Origin of the sequence: Stenotrophomonas sp. RS-48, assembly GCF_030053245.1 — a bacterium.
GTDB lineage: Bacteria > Pseudomonadota > Gammaproteobacteria > Xanthomonadales > Xanthomonadaceae > Stenotrophomonas > Stenotrophomonas maltophilia_P.
Window position 1 is genome coordinate 1 of the sequence record NZ_JASGBV010000100.1, and the last position, 25,425, is coordinate 25,425.

At 64.4% G+C, this 25,425-nt stretch carries 30 protein-coding genes; 2 read left to right on the top strand and 28 right to left on the bottom strand.

The features are described from left to right. Window positions 1–179 precede the first annotated feature (179 nt). Entirely contained in the window at window positions 180–1,385 is a 1,206-nt protein-coding gene (locus tag QMZ25_RS16815) for an integrase arm-type DNA-binding domain-containing protein (RefSeq protein WP_283219984.1), read from the top strand. A 4-nt stretch (window positions 1,386–1,389) separates the two neighbouring features. On the opposite strand, the gene QMZ25_RS16820 is transcribed toward QMZ25_RS16815, so the two are convergent. The 4 genes from QMZ25_RS16820 to QMZ25_RS16835 form a co-directional block, all read right to left on the bottom strand. Beyond that, on the bottom strand, window positions 1,390–1,887 hold the full coding sequence (locus tag QMZ25_RS16820; RefSeq protein ID WP_283219985.1) for a hypothetical protein: 498 nt from the start codon (window positions 1,885–1,887) through the stop codon (window positions 1,390–1,392). A gap of 426 nt (window positions 1,888–2,313) precedes the next feature. Continuing rightward, window positions 2,314–2,853: an ImmA/IrrE family metallo-endopeptidase gene (locus tag QMZ25_RS16825; RefSeq protein ID WP_164198050.1), complete on the bottom strand. Its 540-nt coding sequence runs from the start codon at window positions 2,851–2,853 to the stop codon at window positions 2,314–2,316. Window positions 2,854–2,867: 14 nt separating this feature from the next. Next, window positions 2,868–3,227, bottom strand: coding sequence for a helix-turn-helix domain-containing protein (locus tag QMZ25_RS16830; protein WP_164198052.1), 360 nt, complete (start codon window positions 3,225–3,227; stop codon window positions 2,868–2,870). Window positions 3,228–3,764: 537 nt separating this feature from the next. Next, window positions 3,765–3,941 carry a hypothetical protein gene (locus tag QMZ25_RS16835; protein ID WP_283219986.1) on the bottom strand — a complete coding sequence of 59 codons (177 nt, stop codon included), beginning with the start codon at window positions 3,939–3,941 and terminating at the stop codon, window positions 3,765–3,767. Between the two features lie 169 nt (window positions 3,942–4,110). On the opposite strand from QMZ25_RS16835, the gene QMZ25_RS16840 reads away from it, so the two are divergent. Beyond that, complete coding sequence (locus tag QMZ25_RS16840) at window positions 4,111–4,776, top strand: SOS response-associated peptidase (protein ID WP_283219987.1); 666 nt, start codon at window positions 4,111–4,113, stop codon at window positions 4,774–4,776. 30 nt (window positions 4,777–4,806) lie between these two features. Here QMZ25_RS16840 and QMZ25_RS16845 read toward each other — a convergent pair whose 3' ends face one another. From QMZ25_RS16845 to terL, 24 genes are all read right to left on the bottom strand, one after another. Beyond that, window positions 4,807–7,662 carry an SGNH/GDSL hydrolase family protein gene (locus tag QMZ25_RS16845; protein WP_283219988.1) on the bottom strand — a complete coding sequence of 952 codons (2,856 nt, stop codon included), beginning with the start codon at window positions 7,660–7,662 and terminating at the stop codon, window positions 4,807–4,809. 43 nt (window positions 7,663–7,705) lie between these two features. Beyond that, a complete protein-coding gene (locus tag QMZ25_RS16850; protein WP_283219989.1) occupies window positions 7,706–8,404 on the bottom strand; it encodes a DUF2612 domain-containing protein in 699 nt (232 codons plus the stop codon). Further along, window positions 8,404–9,861 carry a baseplate J/gp47 family protein gene (locus QMZ25_RS16855; protein ID WP_283219990.1) on the bottom strand — a complete coding sequence of 486 codons (1,458 nt, stop codon included), beginning with the start codon at window positions 9,859–9,861 and terminating at the stop codon, window positions 8,404–8,406. Before QMZ25_RS16855 ends, QMZ25_RS16850 begins: the two co-directional genes overlap by 1 nt. A gap of 3 nt (window positions 9,862–9,864) precedes the next feature. Then, complete coding sequence (locus QMZ25_RS16860; protein ID WP_283219991.1) at window positions 9,865–10,224, bottom strand: hypothetical protein; 360 nt, start codon at window positions 10,222–10,224, stop codon at window positions 9,865–9,867. Then, a complete protein-coding gene (locus QMZ25_RS16865; protein WP_111185572.1) occupies window positions 10,221–10,850 on the bottom strand; it encodes a Gp138 family membrane-puncturing spike protein in 630 nt (209 codons plus the stop codon). The genes QMZ25_RS16860 and QMZ25_RS16865 overlap by 4 nt, the downstream gene beginning before the upstream one ends. Continuing rightward, window positions 10,847–11,719 (bottom strand): hypothetical protein, encoded by an 873-nt coding sequence (locus QMZ25_RS16870; protein WP_283219992.1) that lies wholly within the window; start codon window positions 11,717–11,719, stop codon window positions 10,847–10,849. Before QMZ25_RS16870 ends, QMZ25_RS16865 begins: the two co-directional genes overlap by 4 nt. Then, window positions 11,719–12,039 carry a hypothetical protein gene (locus tag QMZ25_RS16875; RefSeq protein WP_283219993.1) on the bottom strand — a complete coding sequence of 107 codons (321 nt, stop codon included), beginning with the start codon at window positions 12,037–12,039 and terminating at the stop codon, window positions 11,719–11,721. Before QMZ25_RS16875 ends, QMZ25_RS16870 begins: the two co-directional genes overlap by 1 nt. Next, window positions 12,039–12,644: a phage baseplate protein gene (locus QMZ25_RS16880; RefSeq protein WP_283219994.1), complete on the bottom strand. Its 606-nt coding sequence runs from the start codon at window positions 12,642–12,644 to the stop codon at window positions 12,039–12,041. Before QMZ25_RS16880 ends, QMZ25_RS16875 begins: the two co-directional genes overlap by 1 nt. A 2-nt stretch (window positions 12,645–12,646) precedes the next feature. After that, window positions 12,647–13,501, bottom strand: coding sequence for a hypothetical protein (locus QMZ25_RS16885; protein WP_283219995.1), 855 nt, complete (start codon window positions 13,499–13,501; stop codon window positions 12,647–12,649). A gap of 63 nt (window positions 13,502–13,564) precedes the next feature. After that, complete coding sequence (locus QMZ25_RS16890) at window positions 13,565–15,574, bottom strand: tape measure protein (protein WP_283219996.1); 2,010 nt, start codon at window positions 15,572–15,574, stop codon at window positions 13,565–13,567. Window positions 15,575–15,722: 148 nt separating this feature from the next. Further along, on the bottom strand, window positions 15,723–16,214 hold the full coding sequence (locus QMZ25_RS16895; RefSeq protein ID WP_111185561.1) for a phage tail assembly chaperone: 492 nt from the start codon (window positions 16,212–16,214) through the stop codon (window positions 15,723–15,725). Further along, on the bottom strand, window positions 16,214–16,645 hold the full coding sequence (locus QMZ25_RS16900; protein ID WP_283219997.1) for a phage protein: 432 nt from the start codon (window positions 16,643–16,645) through the stop codon (window positions 16,214–16,216). Before QMZ25_RS16900 ends, QMZ25_RS16895 begins: the two co-directional genes overlap by 1 nt. Window positions 16,646–16,656: 11 nt before the next feature. Beyond that, window positions 16,657–17,739 (bottom strand): DUF3383 family protein, encoded by a 1,083-nt coding sequence (locus tag QMZ25_RS16905; RefSeq protein ID WP_283219998.1) that lies wholly within the window; start codon window positions 17,737–17,739, stop codon window positions 16,657–16,659. 70 nt (window positions 17,740–17,809) lie between these two features. Further along, entirely contained in the window at window positions 17,810–18,319 is a 510-nt protein-coding gene (locus QMZ25_RS16910; protein WP_283219999.1) for a hypothetical protein, read from the bottom strand. Next, window positions 18,316–18,687 carry a hypothetical protein gene (locus QMZ25_RS16915; protein ID WP_080375266.1) on the bottom strand — a complete coding sequence of 124 codons (372 nt, stop codon included), beginning with the start codon at window positions 18,685–18,687 and terminating at the stop codon, window positions 18,316–18,318. The genes QMZ25_RS16910 and QMZ25_RS16915 overlap by 4 nt, the downstream gene beginning before the upstream one ends. Next, window positions 18,687–19,136 (bottom strand): hypothetical protein, encoded by a 450-nt coding sequence (locus tag QMZ25_RS16920; RefSeq protein ID WP_279924374.1) that lies wholly within the window; start codon window positions 19,134–19,136, stop codon window positions 18,687–18,689. Before QMZ25_RS16920 ends, QMZ25_RS16915 begins: the two co-directional genes overlap by 1 nt. Then, window positions 19,124–19,528, bottom strand: a complete 405-nt coding sequence (locus tag QMZ25_RS16925; RefSeq protein WP_283220000.1) for a DUF4054 domain-containing protein — start codon at window positions 19,526–19,528, stop codon at window positions 19,124–19,126. The genes QMZ25_RS16920 and QMZ25_RS16925 overlap by 13 nt, the downstream gene beginning before the upstream one ends. A gap of 2 nt (window positions 19,529–19,530) precedes the next feature. Further along, window positions 19,531–19,857, bottom strand: coding sequence for a hypothetical protein (locus QMZ25_RS16930; RefSeq protein WP_053517522.1), 327 nt, complete (start codon window positions 19,855–19,857; stop codon window positions 19,531–19,533). Next, the gene (locus QMZ25_RS16935; protein WP_283220001.1) at window positions 19,857–20,810 is read right to left on the bottom strand and encodes a DUF2184 domain-containing protein; all 954 of its coding nucleotides are present in this window, start codon (window positions 20,808–20,810) and stop codon (window positions 19,857–19,859) included. The genes QMZ25_RS16930 and QMZ25_RS16935 overlap by 1 nt, the downstream gene beginning before the upstream one ends. Before the next feature lie 66 nt (window positions 20,811–20,876). Then, on the bottom strand, window positions 20,877–21,335 hold the full coding sequence (locus QMZ25_RS16940) for a hypothetical protein (protein ID WP_279924379.1): 459 nt from the start codon (window positions 21,333–21,335) through the stop codon (window positions 20,877–20,879). Between the two features lie 6 nt (window positions 21,336–21,341). Beyond that, on the bottom strand, window positions 21,342–22,409 hold the full coding sequence (locus tag QMZ25_RS16945; protein ID WP_283220002.1) for a DUF2213 domain-containing protein: 1,068 nt from the start codon (window positions 22,407–22,409) through the stop codon (window positions 21,342–21,344). Window positions 22,410–22,418: 9 nt separating this feature from the next. Beyond that, window positions 22,419–23,213, bottom strand: coding sequence for a phage minor head protein (locus QMZ25_RS16950; RefSeq protein ID WP_283220003.1), 795 nt, complete (start codon window positions 23,211–23,213; stop codon window positions 22,419–22,421). Beyond that, window positions 23,210–24,490, bottom strand: coding sequence for a DUF1073 domain-containing protein (locus QMZ25_RS16955; protein ID WP_283220004.1), 1,281 nt, complete (start codon window positions 24,488–24,490; stop codon window positions 23,210–23,212). The genes QMZ25_RS16950 and QMZ25_RS16955 overlap by 4 nt, the downstream gene beginning before the upstream one ends. Continuing rightward, a partial coding sequence (terL, locus tag QMZ25_RS16960) for a phage terminase large subunit (RefSeq protein ID WP_283220005.1) occupies window positions 24,487–25,425 on the bottom strand: 939 nt, incomplete at its 5' end. The genes terL and QMZ25_RS16955, both read right to left, overlap by 4 nt.

The window sequence follows — 25,425 nt, forward strand, 5'->3', positions numbered from 1 at the left end:
GCCCACCTCCACCAACGAGCGGTCCGCCCAGGACCGGAGAAGCCCGGAAATCCCCGCATCACAAGGGTTTCCGGGCTTTTTTATTGTCCGCAGCAGACCGGGGGAATCCGTTTCAATCCGTGAGACGGTGGGGGTATATCAAGGGGTATCCGACCGCACCCACTGAAGCGATACCCCCAATGCCTCTGACCGACGCAGCCATCAGGCGCGCCAAGCCCAGCAACAAGCCGCAGAAGATCACCGACGGCGGCGGCCTGTATCTCTACCTCACCCCGACCGGCGCACGCAGCTGGCGCTGGAAGTACCGCATCGCCGGCAAGGAGAAGCTGCTGTCGATCGGCCTGTACCCGGATGTGTCCTTGGCCCGCGCTCGCGAGGCCCGCGACGAAGCCCGCCGGCTACTGGCCAGAGGCGTCGATCCTGGCGCGCAGAAGAAGGCTGCCGCCCTCGCCCACTCCGCTCTCGGCTCGGACAGCTTCGAGACCATCGCCACCGAGTGGCTGGCCACGCGCCCCTGGGTGCCCAGCTATGCGGAGAAGGTCAAAGCCTGGATGAAGAACGACGTGTACCCGTGGATCGGGTCGCGTTCTGTAGCTGACCTCGCCGCGCCGGACTTCCTCCGCGTCGCCCGGCGCATCGAGGACCGCGGCGCCATCGAATCGGCGCACCGGATCATGCAGAACTGCGGCCAGATCATGCGGTACGCCGTGGCGACAGGCCGCGCGGAGCGAAACCCGGTTGCCGACCTGAAGGGAGCGCTCGCGCCGCCGAAGGAGGCCCACCACGCCGCGATTACCGACCCCGGGCAGCTGGGTGGCCTGCTGCGTTCCATCGAGGCATACAGCGGCTCCGCCATCACCCGCTCGGCTCTGCGGTTGGCACCGCTGGTGTTCCTGCGTCCCGGCGAATTGCGGCACGCGGAATGGGAGGAATTCGACCTCGACGCGGCCGTGTGGACTATCCCCGCCAGCAAGATGAAGATGCGTGCTGCACACCTGGTGCCGCTGTCCAGGCAGGCGTTGCAGATCTTGGACGACATCAAGCCGATCACCGGCCGGCACAAGTGGGTTTTCTCTGGCGCCCGCGATCCCAAGCGCCCGATGTCGGAGAACGCCGTTACCGCAGCGCTGCGGAACATGGGTTACGACCGCACGATGATGACCGGCCACGGCTTCCGCGCTACGGCTCGCACCATTCTGGACGAGGTCCTGCACTTCCGCCCGGACATCATCGAGCACCAGCTTGCTCACGCGGTGAAGGATCCAAACGGCCGGGCCTACAACCGCACATCGCACCTGCAGGAGCGTGTGAGGATGATGCAGGTCTGGGCCGATTACCTCGATGGCCTGCGCGATGGGAACGTCGTGCAGTTGCGGACAGGCTGAGGAATCAGACCCCGCGCCGCAGCTGCTGCAGCGCCGCCCTCACCCGCGCCTTCTGAGGATCTCTCGCCCTGGGCTTGATCGCTGCCGGCGGCTTGCGCGGCTCCAACGCTTCCTTGATCCGTGTCAGATCCAGCGCCCCAGACTCAGCCAGGCGGCGCGCCTGCTGCTGCTCGCGCGTAGGCGGCAGGCCTGGCAGTGGCGGCGGTAGTTGGATCCGCGTGCTGTCGGTCAGACGGGCGACGGCCTCGCGTAAAGGCAGATCGGGATAGAGCCTGGCCGCGCACCAGCGCTCGGCGTACCGCTTCGCCTGCCGGACGCTCGTTGCACGCACTTCCTTCACCTGCCACATCTTCTGACCTTCCATCCACAGGCGCACGCCGGCACCACCATCGGGAGCAACGCCGTCTGTCTCCCGGCCGTTGTACCAGAGCGCCCAGCGCTCACCGGTCTGGACCCAGCCAGAGGGAATTGGGGCGGTGCGGAAGCCGTGCGAGGAATGCATGGCCGGAAGGATACGACCGGCCGTCGCAGGCGCTGCGACAGGTTGATAAACGCTTAATTCAGCTGACCCAGGCAGCACAGAGCTATCGGGGAGGCGGTACACCGCCTCCCCTCTCAGGGTCCTAACTACTCAGGTTCCTTAGCAACGGACCAGGAAGCGCCAGGCTTCATAGCCGTAGTCGTGGGCGTCCAGCACGCGTTCCGAGTTATGCACTCGGCGATAGCGGCAGTAGACCCATCGGAACCCCTTTGGGGCCGGATGAATTTCCATCGGGCATGTCACACCTCCTTCTGGGGCCAGATTTGATTCTTGCCAGACGGTCCGGATGTAGTTAGAATCCCCGGCTAGTCGAGTCAAGCAAGAAATTGGTGGTGGCTCCAAGCCCACCGAACACACGCGCGGACCATCCATTGGTTCGCGTTTTTTTTACTTCAGCTTCCCCCGCTGTCGGAGAGCTGCAAGTCGAACTCGCGCCGCGTCGAAGCTAACACCGCATGCTTCCGCCACCTCCCACTCATCTCCTAGGCGCTGCGCAGTCGCCGTCGGGATGAGAAGCGCACCGGCAAAGGTGTTGGCCTGCCACTCCGAGTTCTCATATGGCTTGAGCTCGCTCGGCTTCTTCATGCTCCTGGCCAAGCTCACACCGTTATGCAATAGCAGGTGACCCAACTCGTGAGCGACGGTAAATCGATCACGAGGTTGATCAGCAAGAAAGCCCTCGTACACATCTTCCCGCAACCAGATTTCGGCCGTTTCCGGGAACGTCAGTCCGTGTGCGCTACCCATCTCTGACTTCTCGCGAATCTGAAGCGAGAAGGCTTCCCACAGAGACGGGATCGCGTACTCAACGACTTCAATCAAGGGAAACCTGTCGGTTTCTACCCCGAGAGCTTTGCGGAAAACATCAGCCTTGGCGGTGATCTTGTCCGTACTCAACGGCGGCACTTGGAAGCAATAGCCACTCATCTGCCTTTATCCTTTCATTTGAGCTTTTCCAGTTGGGCCAACATCTTCTCCACCTCCTCAGCGTCCATGGTGTCGAATCTCCGAGCAAAGGCCACAGCTAGCTCCTTCGCTCTATCACTTCTGTGGTTGCCAAGCCCCACAACCACCTCGTTCATCTGTTTAGCTGCCGCGACTTCCAAATCCCGCATTGCCGCTTCGCCGAGACGCAGATGACTCTGCAGCTTCGGTAGAAGCGCCGACGGGACTGGTTTGCGGCCCGTTTCCACAGCGGACAGGAACGCAGCACTCACCCCGAGCAGCTCCCCAAGCCCACCAAGCGTGAGGCTGAAATCTATCCGCAGCTTCCGGAGCGCCTTGCCGAATTCAGTCAACATGGCTTGCCCCTCCCTGCGAACCGATACGTGCCTCGAACATGTACATGGGAACCCTTCCACTTCGCTGGACAATCCAGCGATATCATTTCACCACATTCCATGAACAATGTCAACCACTAGGTTGAATTCCTTTCCAAAATGAAGGCGGGGATGCCCCGCCGCTCAACGGCTGTTCCGAAGCCGTGAACACAAGATATTGGGGTATTTGCTTCCCGTCAAGCCTTTCATGCAAGTCGAATCAGTAGTTTAGCTAAACTTTTAGTGTCTGCCCGGACTTCCACGGACACCTATGGACTGTGATGGACTCCGCGGGAAAGCTCCTGACCGTCAGCGATCATCCACTTTGCGCTCGCGCAGGGCCGGTCGCGGCCGATATGCCCGACAATCGCGTACTAGCGGCCCGCGCGACTTTGTCGCTCGCCTGGCCCCGTTTTGGCTACTTACGCTGCCAGCTGGTGCTCGTAGAACGGGCGCCGCTTGTCGTCGAAGATCCTGCGAACGCGCCGGCCACTTGGCTGAACCATTTGACCAGCTGAACTATTTCGCGAGCAGCTGCTCCGCTCTTTCCATGCAGTAGCGACGCAACTCAGGATCCGGAACTGACCGAAGCGCCCACTGTTCGATATCGAAGTAGGTCTTTGCCTCTGCGTGTGCATCAGCAAGCAGGCCGTCGATCTCGGTGCGGCTGGAGGCTGCATAGGTATGGACGTTCATGGACCACCTCATTGGTTCGGGAGATCTGACAATAGGCAGCGCACGCTCGATTGGTCAACACCCTTCTTGACGATTTTCGGTTTATTATCAATGCGTTACGCAAGCATAACGGTCTGAATAGATCAGCTCTACACATTTGCGCCACGGCCGGCCGGGCTACGCTCCGGCCATGTGCGGCCGATTCGTCCAGCTCCCCGTCGTCAACTTCGGACAGGCCGAGCTGGCTGACCTTGCCCCGGGCCTGGTCGAGATCCAGCCAAGCTACAACCTCGCCCCGACACAGCGGGCGTCGGTGATCCTGGACCGCGGCGAAGGCCGGCAGGTCACCCGTCTGGCGTGGGGCCTGCTGCCGTTCTGGGCGAAGGCCAAGGGCCTGCAGGGCTCGACCATCAACGCCCGCATCGAGACCGTGGCCACCAAGCCTGCCTTCCGGACGGCGTTCAAGAAGCGCCGATGCGTCATCCCGATGGCCGGCTACTACGAGTGGTCGGTCAGCCCGATCGACGGGAAGAAGGATCCATGGTTCATCCACGCGGCCGAGCCGCTGCTGGCTGCCGGCCTGTGGGAGGACAGCAGCCCGCTGCTGCCCGACGGCAACCTGGGAACCTTCACGGTCATCACCGGGGACAGCAGCGGCGTGTCGGCCGACATCCACGACCGCATGCCGGTATGGCTGCTGGCCAGCCAGATCGATGAGTGGATGGCAGCCAGCCCCGACGATGCAATGGCGATGCTACTGGCCAGCGACCCCCCATCCATGGAGGCGTACCGGGTCAGCCGGGCGGTCAACACGCCCAGGAACAACCGCGAGGACCTGCTGCAGCAGGTCGAGTGAGATGGGCGAGGCAAGCTCTCCCCTGCCCGCTCACCCCAGAACCGACTGCACCAGCACCTGACCGTACCGTGCGAATTCTGCCGGGCCGGGGTGGTTGAACAGCGCGGCCGCTCCCAGCGAATCCGGGCTGGCGCCCATGCCACCCAGCTGCTCGTCCATGACGATCCAGTGCTGCGGCGCATACGCCGCACCCACCTCCACCGCGGCGCGCCACAGAGCCCTGTTGGTGTAGTTCCAGCCCGCCAGCGCGCCACCGTCCACAGCATTTCGCCTCGGGACCGACATGACGATGACATCCATGCCGACCGCCTTGGCCTGGCTGGCGATGCTCTTGATGTTGGCCAAGGTGGTGGCCTGCCCCAGCTCGTTCATGCCGAAGTGCAGCAGCAGCACGTCCGCACCGGAATCCAACACCGGCTGCAACCTGGCCGGCCACAGGCCATTGTCCAGGCTGTTGGCGGAGGTGGTGCCGCCGCGGCCGAAGTTCAGGTATACGGCCGGCTGTCCGCTTGCCTGCTCCAGCGCAGCGATCAGCGACCAGGGGGCGCTGATCTTGACGTGGACCTGTCCTGCGCCATCGCCGAAATCGTACTTCGGCAGCGCCGCCACGGTGTCCGCCGGCATGCTGATGAGGTAGTTTTCCGGCCGGTCGCGGGTGGTGCCGTTGGCGGTGTACGGCGGGGTGCCCAGCTGCACGGCCACGATGGAATCCCCGTAGCTGGCAACGGTGATGGCCTCGCCGCGCGCAACCTTGCCCAGCAAGCGCCGCATGCAGGAACGGTTGTGCATCAACAGCTGCTGCCAGTCGTCCTCGCTCCCTCGCCGCACCACGCCGCCCAGGAACTTCGACGCATTAATGGCCGTTGCTGTGTTGCCCACCACGTGCAGATATCCGATCACCGCCCTGCCCTCATCCGGCGTGGGCAGGTACTCGACAGCGTCGAAGTCACGCTCCGGTCCGGCCTTGACCGTCACGGCCTGCGTCTGCGGGTCCATCTGGATCAGGTCGTAGCGCTCCCTCTTGTAGCTGTAGGTCACGTCCACGTTGAAGGCGGCGACGTCGACCAGGCCACGCAGCTTTCCGTTGACGTGGTAGGCGAAGTCCGTACCCAACGTCAGCGCGGTCCCTGTATCGCTGCGGGCGGCGGAAACGCCGCTGATGTGCCGACGACCCAGCCACGCGCCCGCGATGCTCGGAAACACCGTGTCGAGGTCATAGATGAGGCTGTAGTCCTCCTTGTTTTCCGTGCCAGTCGCTGCAGCTGTGACCGTCAGCGCCGCATTGACGCTGACCTTCCGACCGTCCCCGTAGCCGCTTCCGTTCACGTACACGGACAGACCCGAGACATCGATCTGGAGGTCATAGGCGTCCAGCAGGTGCACGCCGAGGTCGCCCGAATCATCGGAAGCGAGCCGGAACACATCGCCGCCCAACCTCCAGGCAAGGGCCGAGCCGGCCGCGATCGCCGACGAACCCCGATACCAGCCACGCTGCTGCTGGTTGTAGCCGCTGTCCGCCGCACGGGTAATGCCGATGCCGACGTTGGCGGCAGCCGCGGTGTATCCCCACAGCTCGAACAGGTACGTCTGCCCGTCGGTCGTCTGGATGGCCGGGAACGGGAACCGCAGATCCTGCCAGGTTCCCGAGACAGCCTCCAGGCCCAGCTCCGCCACGGTTTTGATGCCGCTGTAGAGCAGCCTGGCTGTCCCGTCGCTCGCCGGGTAGGTGCCAGCCGTTGCAGGATTGGTCGGACGCGACCACACACGCAGCCGCAGACTGGCAACGTTGCTGGCCAATTCCACCATCAGGGCCAAGGTGTCGATCGATGATCCGGCGGCGATGTCCTGTCCGGCACCGGCCTGTGCACCGAAGGTCCACGCGTAATGGCCACCCTCCTGACCATAAGTCTGGCCGTTCGGTTCGTGCGACGCTTCTGCCGAGAATTCACGCGTGAAGCTGCGATCAACCACAACGGCTTGGCTCTCCAGCGCGTTGATCTGCGGAGATAGAGCGCTGTCCACCTCACGGTGGAACGCCTCAAAGGCCAGCCGGTTGGGCGCTCCAACGTTCTGACTCGCGCCGCCAGCGTTGCCGAACCAGCCGCGCCGGAACTGCGTCAATGATGGCGCGTCGTTGCGGATGCCGATGGACAGACCGCCAGCGGCGCTCAGCTTCCAGACCAGAAGATCGGACCCGGTCGTCGTCACATCGTGCGGAAGCCTGAACTCCACGTACTGGTAACCATTACCGATCGCCAGGTCTGCACCATTGACGGTCACCTCCGCCAAGAGAGTGTCGTTGGCAGTAGGCGGGTACGCAGACGTGCTTCCGGCCTGTACCCGTGAGTACACCTGCAGCGTGATGTCACCGAGCAGCGGCACGTTGCTCATCCAGAAGCGGTATGCGTTGACCGGCAGCCCATTGGCCGCTTCCGCCGCCGAGTAGACCGCTCGGTTCCCGACAGGGGCGAAGGTCGCATTGTGCAAGACCTGCGTCACCATGCGCTCGGTGACTTCGACCTGCGTCAGCGCATCGCCGACATCCCTGTTGGCATTGGCGATGCCGAAGCGCGTCGGTAGCTTGTCCGCTTTGTTGACCAGGATGTCATCTGCGATCTTGACCCACTGCGTGCCATCCCAGCTGTACTGTCCGGTGAGCGGAACGAACCCACCCTGACCGACGTAGCTGCCCGGAGTTGCCTCCAGCTCGGCCAGCGTGGCCTTGTAGATCGAGCTGGTCGACTGCCCGACCTTCAGGGCCTCTACGTCAGCAGGCAAGCCAGATGCGTTGATCTGGCCATCCACGAATCCGCCCAGCACGGCGGCCGATGCCTGAGCATTCATGCCTCCCTCGAGGACAGCCAGCTTCGTTCCTGCACCGATCACCTCGATTTCCTGGTACTGGCTGAGTTCTTTCTCTGCCACGGTGTTACCCCTTTCCGATGAGTTGATAGCCGTCGCGCCCCAGCAAAGGCGCGCCGTCGCTGCCGATCAGCAGCTGCAGGTTGTTGCCGGGCTCGAACTCGAAGGGTTCGTCCGGTTCATAGGTCCGAAACTCCAGGGCGACGCCCGCGGCAGATGGAACCCATTGCCCAACGTTGCCGAGGAAGAAGTCGTCCTCAGTAGGCTTACGACCGATGTGGATGCGGATACGCGCGGTCCCGATGTCTTCCACTGCGATCCGCGCCACGTCGAACAAGACCCTCAGTGCAGCTTCGATCTGCGGCGCAGTACCGAAGCCGCTGTCTACCAGCACCTTCCAGCGCAGCAAACGCCTGTAGTTTTCGTCATCCAGCGTCGAACCACCGGTGTAGAGTCCCGAGCCGCTCCGGTACATTGGAAACTCGCCGAAGCCACCAATGTTCGGCTGTCCCTGGAAGCCAAAGTGCCAGATGGCTCGCGTGTTGCTGATCTGCCTCGGCCGGTCCAACAGCTCGCCCAGGCCATCCAGCTGCCTCCCCACGGCCGTATCCAGCCACCGGTCGTCCCGCAGCTGCCTGAGCGCTCCTTGCAGCGTTGTCATCGGCTGGACCAGCGCCAGCACCAGCGAGCGCAGCCGCTGTGACTGTTGGAACTGTGCCGTCCAGTTCGACCACGCGATGGAACCATGGTCCTGCTGAAGGTCCATCAGGTCACCTCAATGCGCGAGGGGTCAAACATCGCCCGCTGCTGCGGCTGAATCGTGATGTTCTCGGCCTTATATGCGCCGGGCGCCGGCTGAACTGCCGGACTGGACGACGTGGCAAACAGCAACGTCGCGTAGGCCACTCCAGGTACGCCGTAGACGGGACGATAGAACGACTGCCACACCACGTCGTCTCCGATGCTCAGCTGCCCGCCAAAGGCGGCCAGGCCAGCGGCGATGTCGTTCAAGCCTGCGTCCGGGAACGCTTGTTCCTGCGGATCAAGCAGGGTGATAGATGCCTTGATCCATACGTAGACCGGCACAGGTCGGTCGAACCGAATGACGGCTTGCAGTCCGGAAGCGGTCTCCACCGGGACAGCGAACGCGCCATGTGTAGCGATTCCGGCCGCCTTGGAATCTCGGATCGCCTCAGCAATCTCAAGGTCCAGTCCACCCTCCACGATGACGTGCACCGAGTGCGGCGGCCTTCCTGCCATGTCCGCGTAGTCGCTGGTGTTCTCATATGCGACGACATTGGTAACGCCGGCGGCGTCTGCACGCACCCGTGCAGCGATTGCCGGTAGGGTCGCCCCTCCCATCCGGTACAAGCCTTTCCCATACCGATTGCGCAGAGAGGAATCGCTTTCCGCTGGAGCCCCTGCTGCAGCCGGCGACGGGTTGTTTACCGACGCCCATCCGGCTACCGCTGTGTCGATCACAGTCAGCGTTCCCGGATCAGCTCCCAACGTTGAGGGCTGAAGCGTCTCAGCCAAGGCAGGACTGCCCAGGATGCCCACTCTCAGATTCGGCGTGAAGCCGAGAGGAAATCCTGTTCCATCAGCGGCCATCAGCCGCAGCTGTGCTCCATCCACCGACGTCGCAACGGTGGAATCGGTGATGGCCATGGCCAGTCCGTTGAGGATCTGTGCCTCGGTGGCCCCGGCCGCCGCGTTGTAGGTGTACCCGACGCCGTCGATGTAGACCGTGTAGGCCTGCGCAACAGGCGGGCCGCTCAAGCTGACCGTAGCGTCGGCGGTGTTGGACCTGGTGATCCTACCCTCCTGCGCCAGACCCCACTGCTCGCCGCTGGCCGCACTCCGGATACGACTGCCGGCCGGAACCACAGTGCCTCCCTCCCCATACAGCACCACGTACCCACGCGAGGGGGTGGCGCTCTCTCGCTCAGCCCCGGTCAGGGATACCGCGTTGTCCAAGTTCGCGCCGCTCGCTGAGCTCGGGTAGGTTGCGCCATATATCCCCTCGGACAGTTCCCAGAGGGCCGCCTCGCGCTCGGCGAACGTATCGATCAGAATCCCCATCACCGAGTCGGGTCGCGTCTCGATGTCGCCGGAGAGTCCGGCCGCCTGCAAGTTGTTCCGCAGCGCCGCAATGATTTCGGGCCGGATATCCGCCAGACGCTTGCGGATGAACCCGGCCGGGGTCACGCCGAATTCGGCCATGTGCTACTCCAGTGTGATGGTGTCGGCGATGAGGCCTTCGTGTGTGTTGGCCTGGAAGCTCACCTCCAGCCGCCTGCGCTCGCGATCGATGTTCAACTGCATGCTGGCTACCCCTGTCACGCCGGGAACGTCGTTTATCCGCTGTCGGAGCACCGCCTCGATCTCGCTGCGGTTGGGCCGCTTGACCAGAATGGATTCCAGGTAGGGGACGCCGAACGTCACGTCCAGGAAGTACTCCCCGAACCACGTCATCAGGGTGACCTTGATCTGCTGTCGTACCCGGGAGGCGCCGTCCACGAGCACCACGTTGGTGCCGTCCACGGCAAGGTCGTGCACCGCATTAAGCTTGAGGTCCAAACTCATTTCTGCGGCTTCCCAGAAGTACCAGTGCCCGGCGTGACGCCGGTCGTGATGTGCTCGATCAGGCTCACGCCGTCTGCGGTGACATCGCCCGTAGCGTCCAGCTTCCCTCTGAGCAGAACGTCGGCATCGATGGTCAGGCCCGCTGGAGCAGAAATGCTCGCTGCACCGCTTGCCGTGATGGTGATATCGCCTGCGGGCGATATGGTGATGCTGGCCGAGCCGAACTGGACCACCAGGTTCTCGGTGTCGACCTGCTGCACCCCAGGCCGACAGACTGGCGTCGCGAACGCGTCGCTGAGATCGAACATCCTGGGATCTCCCGGCTCTCCGTCCGTCCCGGAGAGCCAGTTCTCCAGCGCCCGCTCGGAGAAATGGAGCGTCACGTCATCGCCAGCCGCCAGCGGCACCGAGATGGTTGCCTGGCCAGCCATTCCGCGCGGAAAGTGCACGGGAACACTCACAATGCTGGGCGCCGCCAGCGCCTCGCCTGAGGACAGTGCCTTGCTGAGCGCGGGCGCAACGACAGCAGCATGCCCGTCGAAGCTCACGATCTTGCCGGGCAGGCATGTGTGTACCTCTGCCAGCTCGGTGGCGATCAGCCGCCGAAGGTCGGATGCCTGACTCATGACACCTCCACGATATGCAGGTCGGTTGTCCAGTCACCGCCGTGATAGTCGCCACTGTGCGAGACTGATTCGACGCGCCAGATCCCCTTAACCTGCCGGCTGTCCATGCGCACCCGGTCGCCCGGATTCAACCAGGGAAGCAGCAGTGACCGGACGCGCCAGCCGTCTCGACGCTGCCGCTCGGATCGGACAGTCTTTCCACCGCCGGCGTCCTTCTCTCGGCTGGCCTCGCGCACACGCTCCGGTGAACCGATCAGTCCGGATGCAGCGTTCAGCACGACCACGCTGCGCTCGGTCACACCCTTGGTGGCCACTACCTGCAGGGTCTGGTTCTGGATTGACCATTCCAGACCAGCACCCTTGCATAGCTTGTGCAGCGCGGCACGAGCAGGACCGTAGAAGCTGAAGCCGTGCTCCCACGTCCTCGGCGTCAGAGACCGAGGCATGTTCAGGACCAATCCCATCTTTCCTGCCACGTCCTGGATGATCGTGGCCGACGTTGATCCTGCGCCATAACTCAGGCTCACCGCGCTGTCGCGAAGCTCGCCATACCCATCGGCGATCGCAAGCTCGGTGACCACATCGGCCGAATCGAAGCGAGTGAAGGCATCGACCACCGTGCCAGCCGCCAGCAGGATAGCTCCACTCTCCTCCTCGTAGCCCGCGTAGAGATAGGCGCGAAGGTCAGGCTTCTCCAGAGCTTTCCGCGTAGACGGAGCGAGGTTATAGATCCGGATCGAGTGCACGTTAGGATCTTCTTCAGCATCCTTCTGCACGTCGAACTGGATCTGCATCGGCGGCAGGATGGTTGTGCCCTGCCCGCCTGGAGGTCCAACGACCAGGCGATAGGTGCGGCGGAACCGTGGCATCAGGCGATCTCCGCAGCGGGAATGTAGATGAGGCTGGCCAAGCCCTTCCGGAATCCATCACGGGGAATTCCGGCCGTGTCGCCCAGCACCAATGCCATCAGCTCTCCAGGCGGTAGCGCGAGGTAGTGAAACCGAGCGAGTAGCGGAACGTTCGGCACAACCACGATGCCGGCCACCAGGGTCTCCTGGTTGTAGTTCTGGACTTCCATTGCCCACTGCTCGGCCTCGCTATTCCAGCCGAGTCGAACAAAGTACGTTTCCCCATCCAGTTCCACTTCCAGCAGTTGGTCATTGGCGTCGATGGTTTCGATCTGGAACATCACTGCACCCCTGGAGAGATTCCGTCTCCGCCAATGCCAAGAGTTCTGTTCACGTACTCGGTGGCCGCCTGCTGCTGCTTCTCACTCAGGTCTTGCGTGCTAGCCTTTCCCCCGCTGGTACGTGTCGATCCGGCCTTGCCCTTGGCCTTGGGCGCCGCTTTGTCCTCAGGCACGGTTTCCGTCTTCAGCTGGGCCTTGACGATCTTCCGGAAGTCGCAGTCGATGGAGAAGTGGTCTCCTTCGTTCGTGCGGCCGATACGGCAACGCTCCATGACCATCTCTGTGTAGGTATCCATGCCGGTGCTGATCGTGACCAGCTCGCGGGCCTCATGAAGTCGTCTCAGAACGTCTTTTGCCTGGACCAGCTTCTGCCAGCCGTTGGCGCCGAAGACCGTGATCTGCGCCGAGGTCACCATGCCCGACAGCGACAGCTTCTCGGCATCATTCGACACGTTGTCGGTGATGGTGCTGCCATCCTCGACGGGGTAGACGGTCGCATAGCTATCCAGCACCGTGTCCTCGCTGATGAGAGCATCCAACTCCAGTGCGCCGACGGCCGCACGAGTGCCGAACACCGAGCTGAAGGTCAGTGCAGTCAGCGCCATGGTCAGTATCCGATTGCGAAGTACCGGACGATGCCGGGGGTGGCAGTGCCCTGCAGAAGCGTGCCACCCGCTGCATCGAGGTCGCGGATGGAACAGCCAGCATCTCCAGTCGTGCTGAAGATGAAGCCGAGGCAGGAGAACGCGTTCAGACAGGCATTCGGGAAAACCTTCGGCCACTCCACCCTGAGGGAGGAGTCGGCGGGCACGGTGGCTTCGCCCCACTGGATGATGAGGCGGAAGTTGCCGGCATCGTTTACCAGCTCGACAAAGCCGCTCGCGGCAAGGAGCGAATCGGCCAGGGCCATGAACGGGGCCATTCCGAGGTTGCTTCGCGCCTGAGGAGCTGCCGTGGCTCCGGTCCCGCCTTTCCCCACCGGCAACACGCCGGATAGATTCGGCAGGCTGATGTCCACCTGCTCGGCACCGGTAATGCGCCCCTTCTGATCCACCTGGAAGCGGCCGACCGCGCTTGATGTCCCGTATGTACCCGAGTTCACGCCGGTGTTGTCCAGCGCATGCGTGTGCCCATCCGGGCCCGCGTCGTTGCCCGACGCAGACGTGATTGACTTCGGCACCGCCGCTTCCCCACCCTTCCAGATCTGGTAGGCAAGCGCTTCCTGCAGGGTATCGGTATCGCCGCTGGTGAGCGTCAGACCAGCGGCGTCAGTGACGCCCTTGACCTGATTGAACAGCCACTGCTGTCGCAGCCCGTCGCCGCGGTGCACTGCGTTGAACTGCTCGACTGCTGGCGGCACCTGGCCAATGAAGCCCCATCCGGTCCGAACAGCCTGTTCGGACAAGTCCGCGACCGGACCTTCTGCCGCCCAGGTGACAGTGAAACCTTGGAAGAATTCCATGCGCCGTCTGGCCTCATGTTGCGGGCACGGCCACGGCCAAAGCCATGGCGCGCGCCGAGTGATTTAGAAGCTCTCGACCGGCGTCGGCAGCTGGTACTGGAAGCCGGTCATGGCCTTGCTGGTGCCGCGCTGTGCGGCTGCGCCATAGGCGGCGGGGTTAGCTCCGGGCGGGGCAGTGACGTTGACCGTAGCGTTGTTGGTGTTCGAGACGTTCTGGGCGCTTCGACCAGCGTTCACTACAGAGCCTGGCGATATCGCGCCGAACATGCCGACCGTGCTTGCTGCCATGTTCAGGCCCGTCTTTGCCCAGCTGGGGATCGCTCCGGTAAGAGCGGCCCAGCCGCGCTGGAAGGTGCCGACAATGGCATTCCAGGCCTGAGCGACCATCGTTCGCACCGAGAGCGCCGCCTGGCTCACGGCGGCGAACGCGCGTACCAGCATGGTTACCAGGCCGATCACGAGCCTGAGGTTCAATGCCAGCACCTGGCCGAACACCCTTCCGTTCGCTGTCGCGTTGTCTAGCTCCTGCTGCGTGGCGATCACCGGAGCAAGCAGTTCCATGAACCACCGCCAGACCCGGCCGAGCAGCACCGCCAGCTCCGCAAACACAGGCGCGAGAGGCTGGAAAGCTGCGACGAGCTCCTGCATCGCGGGACCGATGACCGAAGCGAACCCCTCCCACACACCGATCAAGAACGCGCTGATGGGTTGCCAGTACTTGTAGATGGCCGCGGCTGCGGCTGCGATGGCCGCGACCACAATGAGAACCGGGCCGGCACCGATAGATCCGATCGCCGCCATCGCAGTGGTGATCGACCGAATGACCCGCAGGAAGCGCAGGCCCACAGTTCCCAGCTTCGCGAAGGCCTGTGCCGTTCGCCCGCTAGCCAACCGCGAGAAGAACAGGATTGCGACCCTGCCCGTCCGCTGCAGGAAACCGAGCACGGTTCCAAGCGCCCGGAACACCTTCACCGCAGCGTAGCTTCCGGCTATCGCTGCCAGAGCGGCACCAATCTTGCCCATGTTCTCGATAACCGCCTGGGCAATGACATTGAACCGGTCAGCCAGTCGGTACTGCTGGTTCATCTCTCCCGCACGCCGCATGAAGCTGTTGCGAATCTGCGTCATGGACCTGGAGAAGGTCATGGGCAGACGCTCGAACTCGCTGTCGATCTGCTGAGTCTGGCGCAACAGACCGTCTGCGATCGCCTTGGAGGTGATCTTGCCGTCCTGCCCAAGCTGTCGGAGATTCCCAACACTGGTGCCAAGGGCGTCCGCAATAGCCTTGGCCAGACGCGGCGCCTGCTCGAGGATCGAGTTCAGCTCTTCACCGCGCAGAACTCCGGCGTTCATCGCCTGGCCGAACTGTACGAGCGCCGCGTCTTGGGACGCTGCGGACCCACCACCGAGGGTCATCAGCTTGCTGACGTTGCTCGATAGCAGCAGCGTCTGATCATTGCTCAAGCCGAGGGATTCGCGTCCTCTGGCCATCGAGACGAATGTATCCGACAGGGAGGGGAACATCTGCCCCGTCCTCTGCGCGGTCCGGAACAGATAGTCACGAGATCGGTTGCGCGTGTAGTCGTCAGGCGTTTGCAGGCCAATCCGTGCGTTCGCGCCAGCCCATTCGTCCGATGCGTCGGCGAATGCCTTGCCCGTGGCCAAGCCGATCAGGCCCTGGATCATGCCCCCGACGCTTCCGAAGTCGGCGCCCACCGAGCGGCTGCGCGAAGACCTTGCTTCGCGATTGAGACGCCGCTGCTTTGCCTCCACCCGATCCATCTGCCGCAGGACCTCGCCGTATCCCTGGCGCGCCCCCTGCCGCAAGCCAATCCCGAACTCCCGGGCTTCACGGGTCAGCCGGCCCATGGTGCGGGTCAACTGGTTGCCAGTGCGGTTCATGCTGGCCAGCTCGCGATTGGCGACCTGCACACCGCGCTTCAGCTGGTCGTTGGCAGCCTTGGCGGCAGTGTTGACCGCCTTCTCCGCCCGACGGTAGCCGTCGACATACTTCTTGAGGTTGCCCTCCCGCAGCTCATAGCGCAGGACGGTGACCAGTTCGCGCAAGGCCATGGTTACTTCCCTTTCGGCTTCTTGCCCGACGCCTCAGACGCCTCGCGGGCATCCAGCAAGGCGTTGAGCTTGATCAGGTCCATGAGATCAACCGTTCCCTGGTTGATCTCGGTCATGGAGACGACGCCGGCCATCACCGGCCTGAAGATCAGGAACTCCCGTTCGAGCTCGGGTTCGAACCGTCCAGCAACCCGCCCAGCTTCTCCCCGAGGCCCGACCCAAAGAGGCCGAGCCATCGCCCCAAAGGGCCGGCGAAGTTCAGCTTGATGATCTCGAAGAGCAGTTCCAGGATCTCCCCGAAGTCAGCGAACGCGTCGTCCATCTGGCTCTGGGTCAGCTTTCGTGCGTCGCGCCCGGCCTTCTCATATGCGACCCGCTCGGCATCGATGAGTCGGCTGCACCACGTGTCGAGGCCCTTGCCGTCCAGCGATCCAGAAAACGACCGGATTGCCCCGAGCAGCACCGCTTCATCGAGTTCGCCGTCGTCCTCGTCGGTCCTGCCGGCTGCAGCCGTGAGCAGGGTTCCCACCGCGGGAAGCAGCTCCTTCTGCAGGTCGCCGAAGATCCGCAGCTGGTCGCGCGGTGCAAAGGTCGTCAGGTAGAACGTCGTCTGCCCGATCTTCACTTCCTTCTTGGCCATCAGCGTGCGCCTCCGACGTGGTAGGTCGCCTCGTTGGACGTTTCAATGGTCCATTCGCGATTGCCGATGGTCGCGCCGAAACCGGCGTTCGGCTTCTTCACGATCCACGCTCCGGGGTCGGCGATCAGGGTCCGACCGGTGAGATCGGTAATGGCCAGCGGGAGCGCGCCCTGCCCGTGCGAAGCCCGGTCGAAGTCGGCGGCGGCAGACAGCGCATCGTTGCTCTTGCTGGTCTGGAGCAGAGTCAGCGTGATCTGCAGGGACCGGTTCTGCGACATCGAACGGCCTTTCTCTCCGTTGGCACCCACCACCGAGGTGATGCCATCCCCCATCTCTTCCACCGAGATGAAGGTATCCTCGGCGTAGCCGGTGATGATGTGTGGCCCGAAGGTGATGATCACCTGCGAGGAATCGTAGGTCTTGGAGCCCATGTTCGAGGTCCTTAGATGCTGTAGGAGAGGGTGCCGGTAATCTCGGCCGTGTGGATCGCGCCGGCCAGACGCGCGGAGAACTTGATGCCCTCCAGCAGCCGCTGCGACTTCACACTGTCGGCAATCTCGGCCAGGCCGGGGTAGGTAATCCGGTACGACTCCAGCACGTTGTCGTTGGCGTCGGTTTCGCGCGGTGCGATGCCGCCGGCGGTGACACCTGCGTCCAGTGCAGCGCGCAGCGCGGTCACGATCACCTGGATGCCCGCGCTCGTGTACGGAATCTTGCCGTCTGCCTTCGCCAGCACGTCCACGATGCCGGTCTGCACGCGATCCTTGAGCCAGTCGCGGAAGCGGATGATGTCGATCCACTCGCCGCTGGCGACGGTCCCGTACTGGCTCAGACCCAGATTGCGGAACTGTTCGTAGGTGTTGGCGTTCTTGCTGCGCACGATCTGCGACTGCCCCTCGGTCAGCGGGTCAGTCTGCACTCCACTCAGCCGCACGTTCGCCCAAGTCTCGGCACCGGGGTCATAGGTGAAGCGATTGGCGGCGAGGGCGGCTTCCACCCACTCCGTGCCGGCGCTGGCGTGATACCACAGCGCCGTGCGGTTGTAGTTCAGGGCCTTAAGCTGGCTCGCGATATCCGCGTCGCCGGCGGTGATGATGCCGGCGTCGCCGCTGCTGGCCAGCTGCAGCTTGTCGTTTGCCTCCACCCAGGCGGCGGCTTCCATGATTTCGGCCGCAACGCGCGACAGCTGGATCAGGCCATACCACCCGGAATGGGCGGCCCGGATCGCCACCAGGGCTTCGGTGATGGTCTCGGTCGGGTCGCCGTCTTCGTCCACCGTGCGGCGGCCGACGTACACCTGATCGATCGCCCGATCCTGCTGGAACACAGTCTGTACGGCCTTGTACAGGGGATCGGTCAGTGCGACGCCATGGTCCAGCAGCTCGTCGGCGGACGTGACCAGGAACACGCGGTCGGCCGACGCCGGCAGCGGGGCGAGGAACAGCAGGTCGCTGAAAGACTGCTGGTTGATCGAGGTGGTCGCCAGCGAAATCTCGACCTTGGCGATACGGTCAATGGATGCCATTGCAGGTTGCTCCTGGGCATGGAAACGAACGCCTGGCGGCGCGGGAGGGCGTGGTGCAGATGCCGGGCGCTCAGGTGGCGCTGGTGGCGTCGAATGTGTCGACCAGGTCTGTGCCGTGGTCCTGCAGGGTCATCTCGCCCTGCACGGTCTTGATCAGCCCGACCTCTTCGTCGTGCTGCTTGGTGTAGCGGATGCCGATATCCAGCACTGCGCGGGGCTCGTACTTAGCCCCATCGCGCAGGACCGGTATGTTCTGCACCGAGTCGGTGGCGTAGACAGCAATGTTGGCCGCGTACCCCGCCGCGACCATGTATGGGCCCTTCAGGCGCTGGGACAGGTCGTCAAGCGCATCGAAGGATCCATCTCCGAAGCACTGCAATTCGACGGTGGCGTCCCGGTGGGCGGCATAGGTCTGATTCCCGTCATCGCTCAGGTCTGCTTCCAGCAGCGGCGCGCGCGGCGCCGTATCGACCCGAACAGTGATATAGGGCAGCTTGGGGCGGGGGCCATTCTGGTTGGCGAAGATCACCTGCAGGGTGGTTGCCTTGGCGATCAGGGCGCGGATTTCATCTTCGATCATGCGCCCTCCTCGCTCGACAGCTTCTGCCGGACGGCCAGATAGCGGTAGTGGTTCACCCCGCGCATGCCCATGTTCCAGTCACTGCCGGCGGTGACCAGGTAGCGATCTCCGCGGTAGATGACGATGTCGCCGTTGCTGTCGGTGTCGCCAGCAACCGCCAACTGCGTCCGGGTGTAGATCCGAACAGCCGACTCGACGCGACGGCCTTCGGCCAGCGCCTGCAGCTGGTCGTAGTCCTCCTTCTTGGCCGGCTGAATGCTGGCCCGAAAGTCGGTCTGCGTCTCCTGGCCGTCCTGCCAGCGCCCATCGATGTAGGCGCCTTCGCCCCGGGTGATTCGCGGATGTGTCCGTTCCCCGAGCATGCCCATCAGACCTTCTCCCAGCGGATGGCGTTGACCAGGGTGCCGTGGTCGACCAGTGGCACATCGCTGCCCTTCTGGGCGACGGTGGATGGCGCATTGGGCACGGCCCAGCTCTTCGATGCCCTGACGTGGGCCTGCTGTTGCTGCTGGGCGAACTCGCCCAGTTGCGCCAGGGCGATGTCGATCGGGGCGCCCTGCTCCACCCGTGTAGCGACTCGGTCCATGGCCATCCCGAGCACCCGCTCGTTCTTCTGGGCAAAGTCCCGGATGAAGGGTCGGGCGGGGATGTCCTGCGTCCCCAGCTCGTTGTAGATGGCAATGTCCAGCAGGCTGACCCCGTCCTGGGTGCCGGCTTTGGCCTGCACACCGACCTTGATCCCCCGGCCATCCAGCGCATCGACCTGCTTCAGGTACTGCGCCAGGCCATCGCCGCTGCTCTTGGTTATCGCGGCCATCCGCAACACCCCATGGGCTTTGGGCTGACGGTGATGGCACCCAGCCGCGCGCAGATGTCGTTGAGGGCGGCCCAGCGTGCGTAGAAGCCCGCCGGATCGGCAACGCCACTACCGGTGGCGCCGTCGAAGTAGGTGCGGCTGAGGTCGCCGTCCGTCTGGGATTTCACACCCAGCGGGACGACCTCGCCGTTGTCCGCAGCTTCCTTCTGCTGCTGGCGGCTGTAGAGAAGCCACGCGGCGTACCACGCAACCGCCTCGTCCGCCTTCTTCTCCGTGAGGCATGCCGGCCTGTAGGCCTCCGCCATCGAGATGGCCGTGGCCTTCTCTTCCGGCGTGGCGGTCAGGCCCGGGGCGAGGAAGTCCAGGATCTCGATGACGTCGGCCATGGCCATGGTCAGGCGTCCTTCTGTTCGCCGTCGCCGCCGGTGCCGGCCTTCTTCTCGGCCTCAGCGATGGCTTCCTTCAGCTTCTCGACGCCCCAGTTGGCGCCGGCGTTGGGGACGCCCAGCTCCTTGGCGCGGGCGACCAGCGCGGCTTTGTCTTCGCCGTCGCCGCCGGTGCCGGCCTGCGCGCTGGCTGCGCCCGAAACCACTTCCAGCAGGTTCGCCTTGACCAGCTTGCCGAGGTTCTTCGTCGGCTGGGCGTCGAAGGTGCCGCCGGGGGCGATCACCTTGCCATCGTGGACGTGGGCGCCCACGGACTTGTTCTTGTAGGTCGCCATCACAGCACCGCCTTGGTGAACGCGAGGGGGTAGAAGACCGAAACGCCGGCACTGCGGGCCATGCACGGCACCACCAGCTCCAGGTTGCGGGCCTGCGCCGGCAGCTGGTTGAACTGCATCGGCACGTCGTGGGTGATGTTGTCCGGCGCGAACTCGCCGGCAATGATCAGATCATCGCCGCCCGGGCCAGCGCCCGAGAGTTCGGCCATCTCCTCGAACACCAGGCCCGGATGCTTGCGACGGAAGAACTCGGCCACGGTCAGGCCGTTCGAGTCCGGCAGGCGCTTGGAACTGATGATCGACAGCGGCTCGGTGGCCATCGCGAAGCGATTCGGGGTGTGCACACCCTTCGACTGCACGCGCACCGCGTTGTAGATCGCGTCCAGGTCGGCCAGGAGCACGTCCGCATCGGTGGCCATGGTCCAGCCGCCGGTGATGGTCGTGGTGCCGATGTTCGGATGGTTGGTCAGGCCATACAAGCCATAGGCGGCATCGCCAACCATGCCGATCAGGTTCAGCTTGATTTCCACCGCCAGGCGCGCGGCGTTGGCCTTGCGGGTCGGGAGATTGGCGCCGGTGGCGTTCGAGGCGATCAGCTCGTTGACGTTGTAGCCGTAGCTGTCACCGATGGTCTTGACCCGGATGGTCTTCTCGACGCGGGCCACGTCGGCGCGCGGCAGGTCGTCAGCGTAGTTGGCGATGACCTTGGCGATGCCCACCGAGTCGTAGACCGAGTAGGTCACGGTCTCGGCCCATTCGGGGACGTCGCTCGACGGCGGGACCAGCATCAGCCCCTTCATCGGCGGCAACTTGCGGTCGTAGGTGCGGGTGCGGACGTAGTCCAGCTGGCGGGCAGTGAAGATGCCAGCATCCTGCCGGACCAGATTGGCTCCGGTGTTCTGCTGGAACTGCGCCACTGCCGAGAGGTCAGCCTCGTCGTAGTGCTCGTGCATGGTGGTTTCCTGATGTGCAGAAGCCGCCCGGAGGCGGCTTGGGAGGGATGTCGGTTGCAGACCGGCTTACGGAGCGGCCGGCGGCACCGCGAACGGGTTGTGCAGCTCGACCAGGGCGACGTTGGACGACACGCCAGCCGGATCCGTGACGGCGACGATGCCGGTGCGGAACACGGCGTTGGGCAGGGCCGTGCCAGCGTTGGCCACCCGGCCATCTGCGGCGAAGGAGACCGGACCGTCGACGGTCACGGCACCGCCTGCGGCCACCTGCGCCCAGACATGGCCCTTGGTCATGACCGAAGCGCAGTCGTACTGGACATAGCCGGCACCGGTGATGGTGTGGCTGTGCAGACTGATGCCGCGCACCTTGGTGCCAGCCCCTGCGACCAGCACGCCGCTCGCGTCCGTGCCAGTGACCAGGCCGAGGCCGAGGCCCGCAGCGCCAACCGGGAACGATTCGACGCGGTCGTCGCCCGAATCGCCCTTCATGCCCGCAAACGCGCGGGACTGGTAGTCCTCATACATGGGGAATCACTCCTCGGTGGTTTCGCCGCTGTTGCGGGCGATCATGCGCTCGCGCGCGGAACGGGCGTCCTGGCGGACTTCGGGGTTGCTGCCGGCGGGGCGCTGGCCGACCAGGTCCTGCCGCTGGCTGGCGACCGCGTCCTGGCGCTGCCCCTTCTCGGCGATGGCCAAGTCGTAGGCGGCTTCGATGTAGCCGCCGCTCTTGCCGGTCAGGTCGAAGCTGTCGCCGCGCACCTTCTTGATCACGGCACTGCGGATCTCGGTGTCGGTGGCGTCCGGCTTGAAGCTGGCGCCGATCTTGGTTGCGCTGTCCTCCAGCAGGATGCGGGCCTTGGCAGCCGCGGCAGCATCGGCGCGGACCTTGTCGGCTGCCTTCTCGGCATCGACCAGCTTGGCCTCGGCAGCATCGGCGCGAGCCTTCTCCTTGTCGATGTCGGAGCGAGCGGCGGTGAGCGCGTCCTGCGTTGCCTGCAGGGCGTTGGCGACCTCGGGCGCGGCATCGTAGGAGATGCCGGAGTCCAGGCGAACCTTGACCATGGTCATGGTGGTGTCTTCCTCGGTTGTGTCGGCGTCTGCCGCGTCAAGATTGAGCCGGGCGTTGCCCGCACGGCCACGGGGGACCAGGGCCAGATGGTTGACCCTGATGTTTCGCTGGATGGCGTCGTACCGCTCGCCATTGATCTCGCCGGGCGTCTCCTCGATGTCGAGGGTGTAGCCCAGGCTCAGTTCCTTCTTGCCGGCCGCGATGGGCGCCGTGTCGTAAATCACCACGTCGCCACGCGCGTCGTCGCCATCCCGCCGTCCCTCGGTCAGGAGGGTGCCAACGGTGTGCACCTTGGCGTTGCTGGCAGTGACCAGGCCGGGGTGCCCGTCCGTGATCGGCTTGCCGCGGTAGCTGGACAGCGAATCCGCGTGGAAGACCTCTTCCGGCGGCCGGTACTCCCGGCGCAGCTTCCCGTCAGGACCGCGGTAATCAAAGATCCCCGTGCGGGTGAGGATCGGGGCGTCCTGGATGAAGCCCTCGACGGTGGTGGTCGCCTTCAGCTCCACCCGATCAAAGCGTTGTGCGGGCATATTGCCCTCCTAGTGAACGATGAGTGCCGCGAGGTCATCCAGATCAGGCAGTACGGCCTCAGCACTGCACCGGCAGCGAATGGGCTGCCCCGGATGGCCGTCGGCTGGCGGCTGATCCCAGCGATACGTCTTCCCCTCGCGAGCGACGTGCTCGGATCGCTCGCGGCCGTCCAGCACACCGCGCCAGCGGTACTCTTCGACGCCGATGCCCTGCTGCCGGGCTTGGGTGATATCGCCGTTCAGCTTGCCGATCTGGTCCCGAGCGATCAGCTCCGCTCGGTGCTTGGGCAGGTCGTAGGTGTCGCGCACGACCTTGATCACGTCCCTGAGGCTGCGGCCCGATTGGACCGCTGCCGTCACTCGCCCCCGCAGCTGCTCCACATACTGCGTGGGGATGGACTGGATGAGCGATAGGTTCTCCGCCTCCCAGACTCGCATCAGGTCGCGAAGGTCCGGATCCGCTGTCAGGATGTTCACCCCGTAGGCGGACCTCAGAACGGCATGGAACTGCTGCTTGTTGAACGCAGTCGTGCGCCTGGCGAACTCGGACACCAGTGGCCCGAGCACTTGGTCCTGCACCGATGACAACGAGGTTGCCGCTGCCAGTGCCTGTACGAGCTCGTCGTACCACCCAGCCGCGATCGACGGGTCGACCGCGTCGGACCGGTAGCCCAGCGCGCGGATTACCGCCGGCCCCACGACCGCAGTCAGCTCGGTAGCGATGGCCGTCAGCGCCTGCTCATAGTCCCGCTCGACGCCAGCCGGATAGAGCCAGCGCCGAGGCTTGCGTGCCGGCCGGCTCACAGGCCGCCCGCATAGCTCGCCGCGGTCCCCGGTGTGCTGTCCTTCGGCACCAGCCCGAACAAGCCCCGCTGCTCGACGTAGCTGCGGGCATCATCCTCCGAAACCGCACTTGTGCCGGTGATGGCCACCACAGCCTCGGCCTCGGTCTTCAGCGCCTCAGCCTTGGTCTTTTCAATGTCGGCCAGTTCCTTCTCCGTCAGCTGCTTCAACGGCGACCACTGGACCTTCCAGTTGTCGGGAGCCTTCCCCGCCAGCGCCCGCTGTGCACAGATCAACGCGATGACGCGCTCGAGTGCCGGCTGCATCCTCAGGCTGCGCAGCTGCTCGACCAGGTTGTAGTAGCCCTCGAAGTCGGCGTCCCCGGTGGCGTTTTGGCCGCCTGGCGAGCGGCCGAACAGCAGCGTGACCGGGATGCCGGTCTCCGCCGACAGCGCGATCTGGAACTCCTGCAGGAGCTGATTGACCCCGCCGACGTTGGTGTCGCGGATGTCGTAATCGTCCTCCGCATCCACAGCGACGCTGTTTCGGACACCACGAGCCTGGTCCACCATCGTCAGGCGCTTCTGGATGGCTTGCTCCTGGTTGGCGACGATAGCGGCCGCCATCCCCTTCATCTTGTGCACGGCCTGCTGCTTGCGGCGCAGGATCTCCTTGGCCAGGCTGGTCGCTTCGACGTAGTCGCGAATCCGGCGGAAGGCGCGGGTGGCTGCTGCCCTGCCCCGCCATGGGATGTTGTCCTGCCGCATCTGCGCGGGAAGCGGCTCGCCAGGAACCTCGATCAGGCGGGACTCGTGCACCAGAACCTGGGTGCCAGCCCCGCGCACCCGCAGCCGGTACAACTCGGGTTGCCCATAGTTGCGGGCGTTCGGGTCGTTGTAGGCCCGATCGATCGACACATCATCGATGTCGAACGCGCGCAGCTCCTCGATGGTGTCCAGGCGCTCAGGCTTGAGCGGGTCCCGCAGCAGCCCGCCGTCAGCGGCAATCACGAGAAGGCAGCCACCGCCTCTCAGGCGAGACCAGCGCGCAGCATCGGCGAGCAACGGAAGCACGTTCAAGCGCTCCAGCTCCACCTGGATGACACCATCCGTGTCACCGGAGATCGTCACACCGCCCTTGACCGCGTTGTCCGCCGGAAGATCCACTACCCGCGCGGGCAGCCCGCCCTCGGCGTACAGATGGGAGTCGCTGACCAGCGCGGCGGAGACGACCGCCCCGAGGCTCTTGTCACCCAACACCGCATCCATGTATCCGTCTTGCTGCAGGTGGTTGCTCATTGGGCCTGTGCCATGAAGAGGGCCAGCTCATCGTCCAGGGAGTTGAAGGCGCGCGAGCACGCATCCACCTGGTCGTCAAAGTGGCCGTTGGGAAACATCTTGAATTCGTTTATCAGCGCCTCGTTCCACGGCGCGCGCAGCATCTTCACGTTGCCGGCGTTGACCTGGGCGGCGAAGCCTGCCGCTCGGGTGGCCTTGTCCCCGCTCTCAAGCGAGAAGGTGGCCGGAACGCCGTAGAGCTTGCGGCTCAGATGCATGACCTGCGCCTTGCCCGCCTGCCCAGGATCCTGCGGGATGGACTGGAGGACCATATCGGCCTTGCCTGTGTTCCCGATCGCCGTCTCCACTTCGTCCGGCCCCATGCGCTCGCGCAGGACGTCCGCGATGTAGATGACACCGTCCTGACTGCGGCCCAGCTTTGCGCCTACCGTCCAATCACCTCGCTTCATCTTGGCTTCTGTTCCGGCCAAGTCCCACCCGCGCACGCACTGGAGGCCAGCGGGAAGTGCATCGACCGTCTCGATCTTGGCGGTCTTGATGATCCCGCCGTCGCCTGGAGATGGCTGCTGTTGGTACTGACCCGAGAAGACATAGGGCATCGACTCGCGCATTCGATTGAGGTCGGCGGCGGTGTGCTTCTCAGGCCACAGGGCCTCGCCGTCCTCCGACAGGGCCTCGAAGCAGACGTGCTCCCACACCTCACCGTTCCCACCTGGCCGCGGCTCTTCACCAGGCTTGCGGCCTAGCAGCCAACCGGCCAGATCCCGCTCGTGCAAGCGCTGCATGATCACGATGATCGGCGTGTCAGCGCTGTTCACTCGCGACTGAAGGGTGTTGTTGAACCAGTCCAGCACGCCTTGGCGGACCGTGTCGCTGTCGGCCTCACCCGGCTTGTGCGGGTCATCGATGATGATGGCGCCACCGAAGCCAGGCCG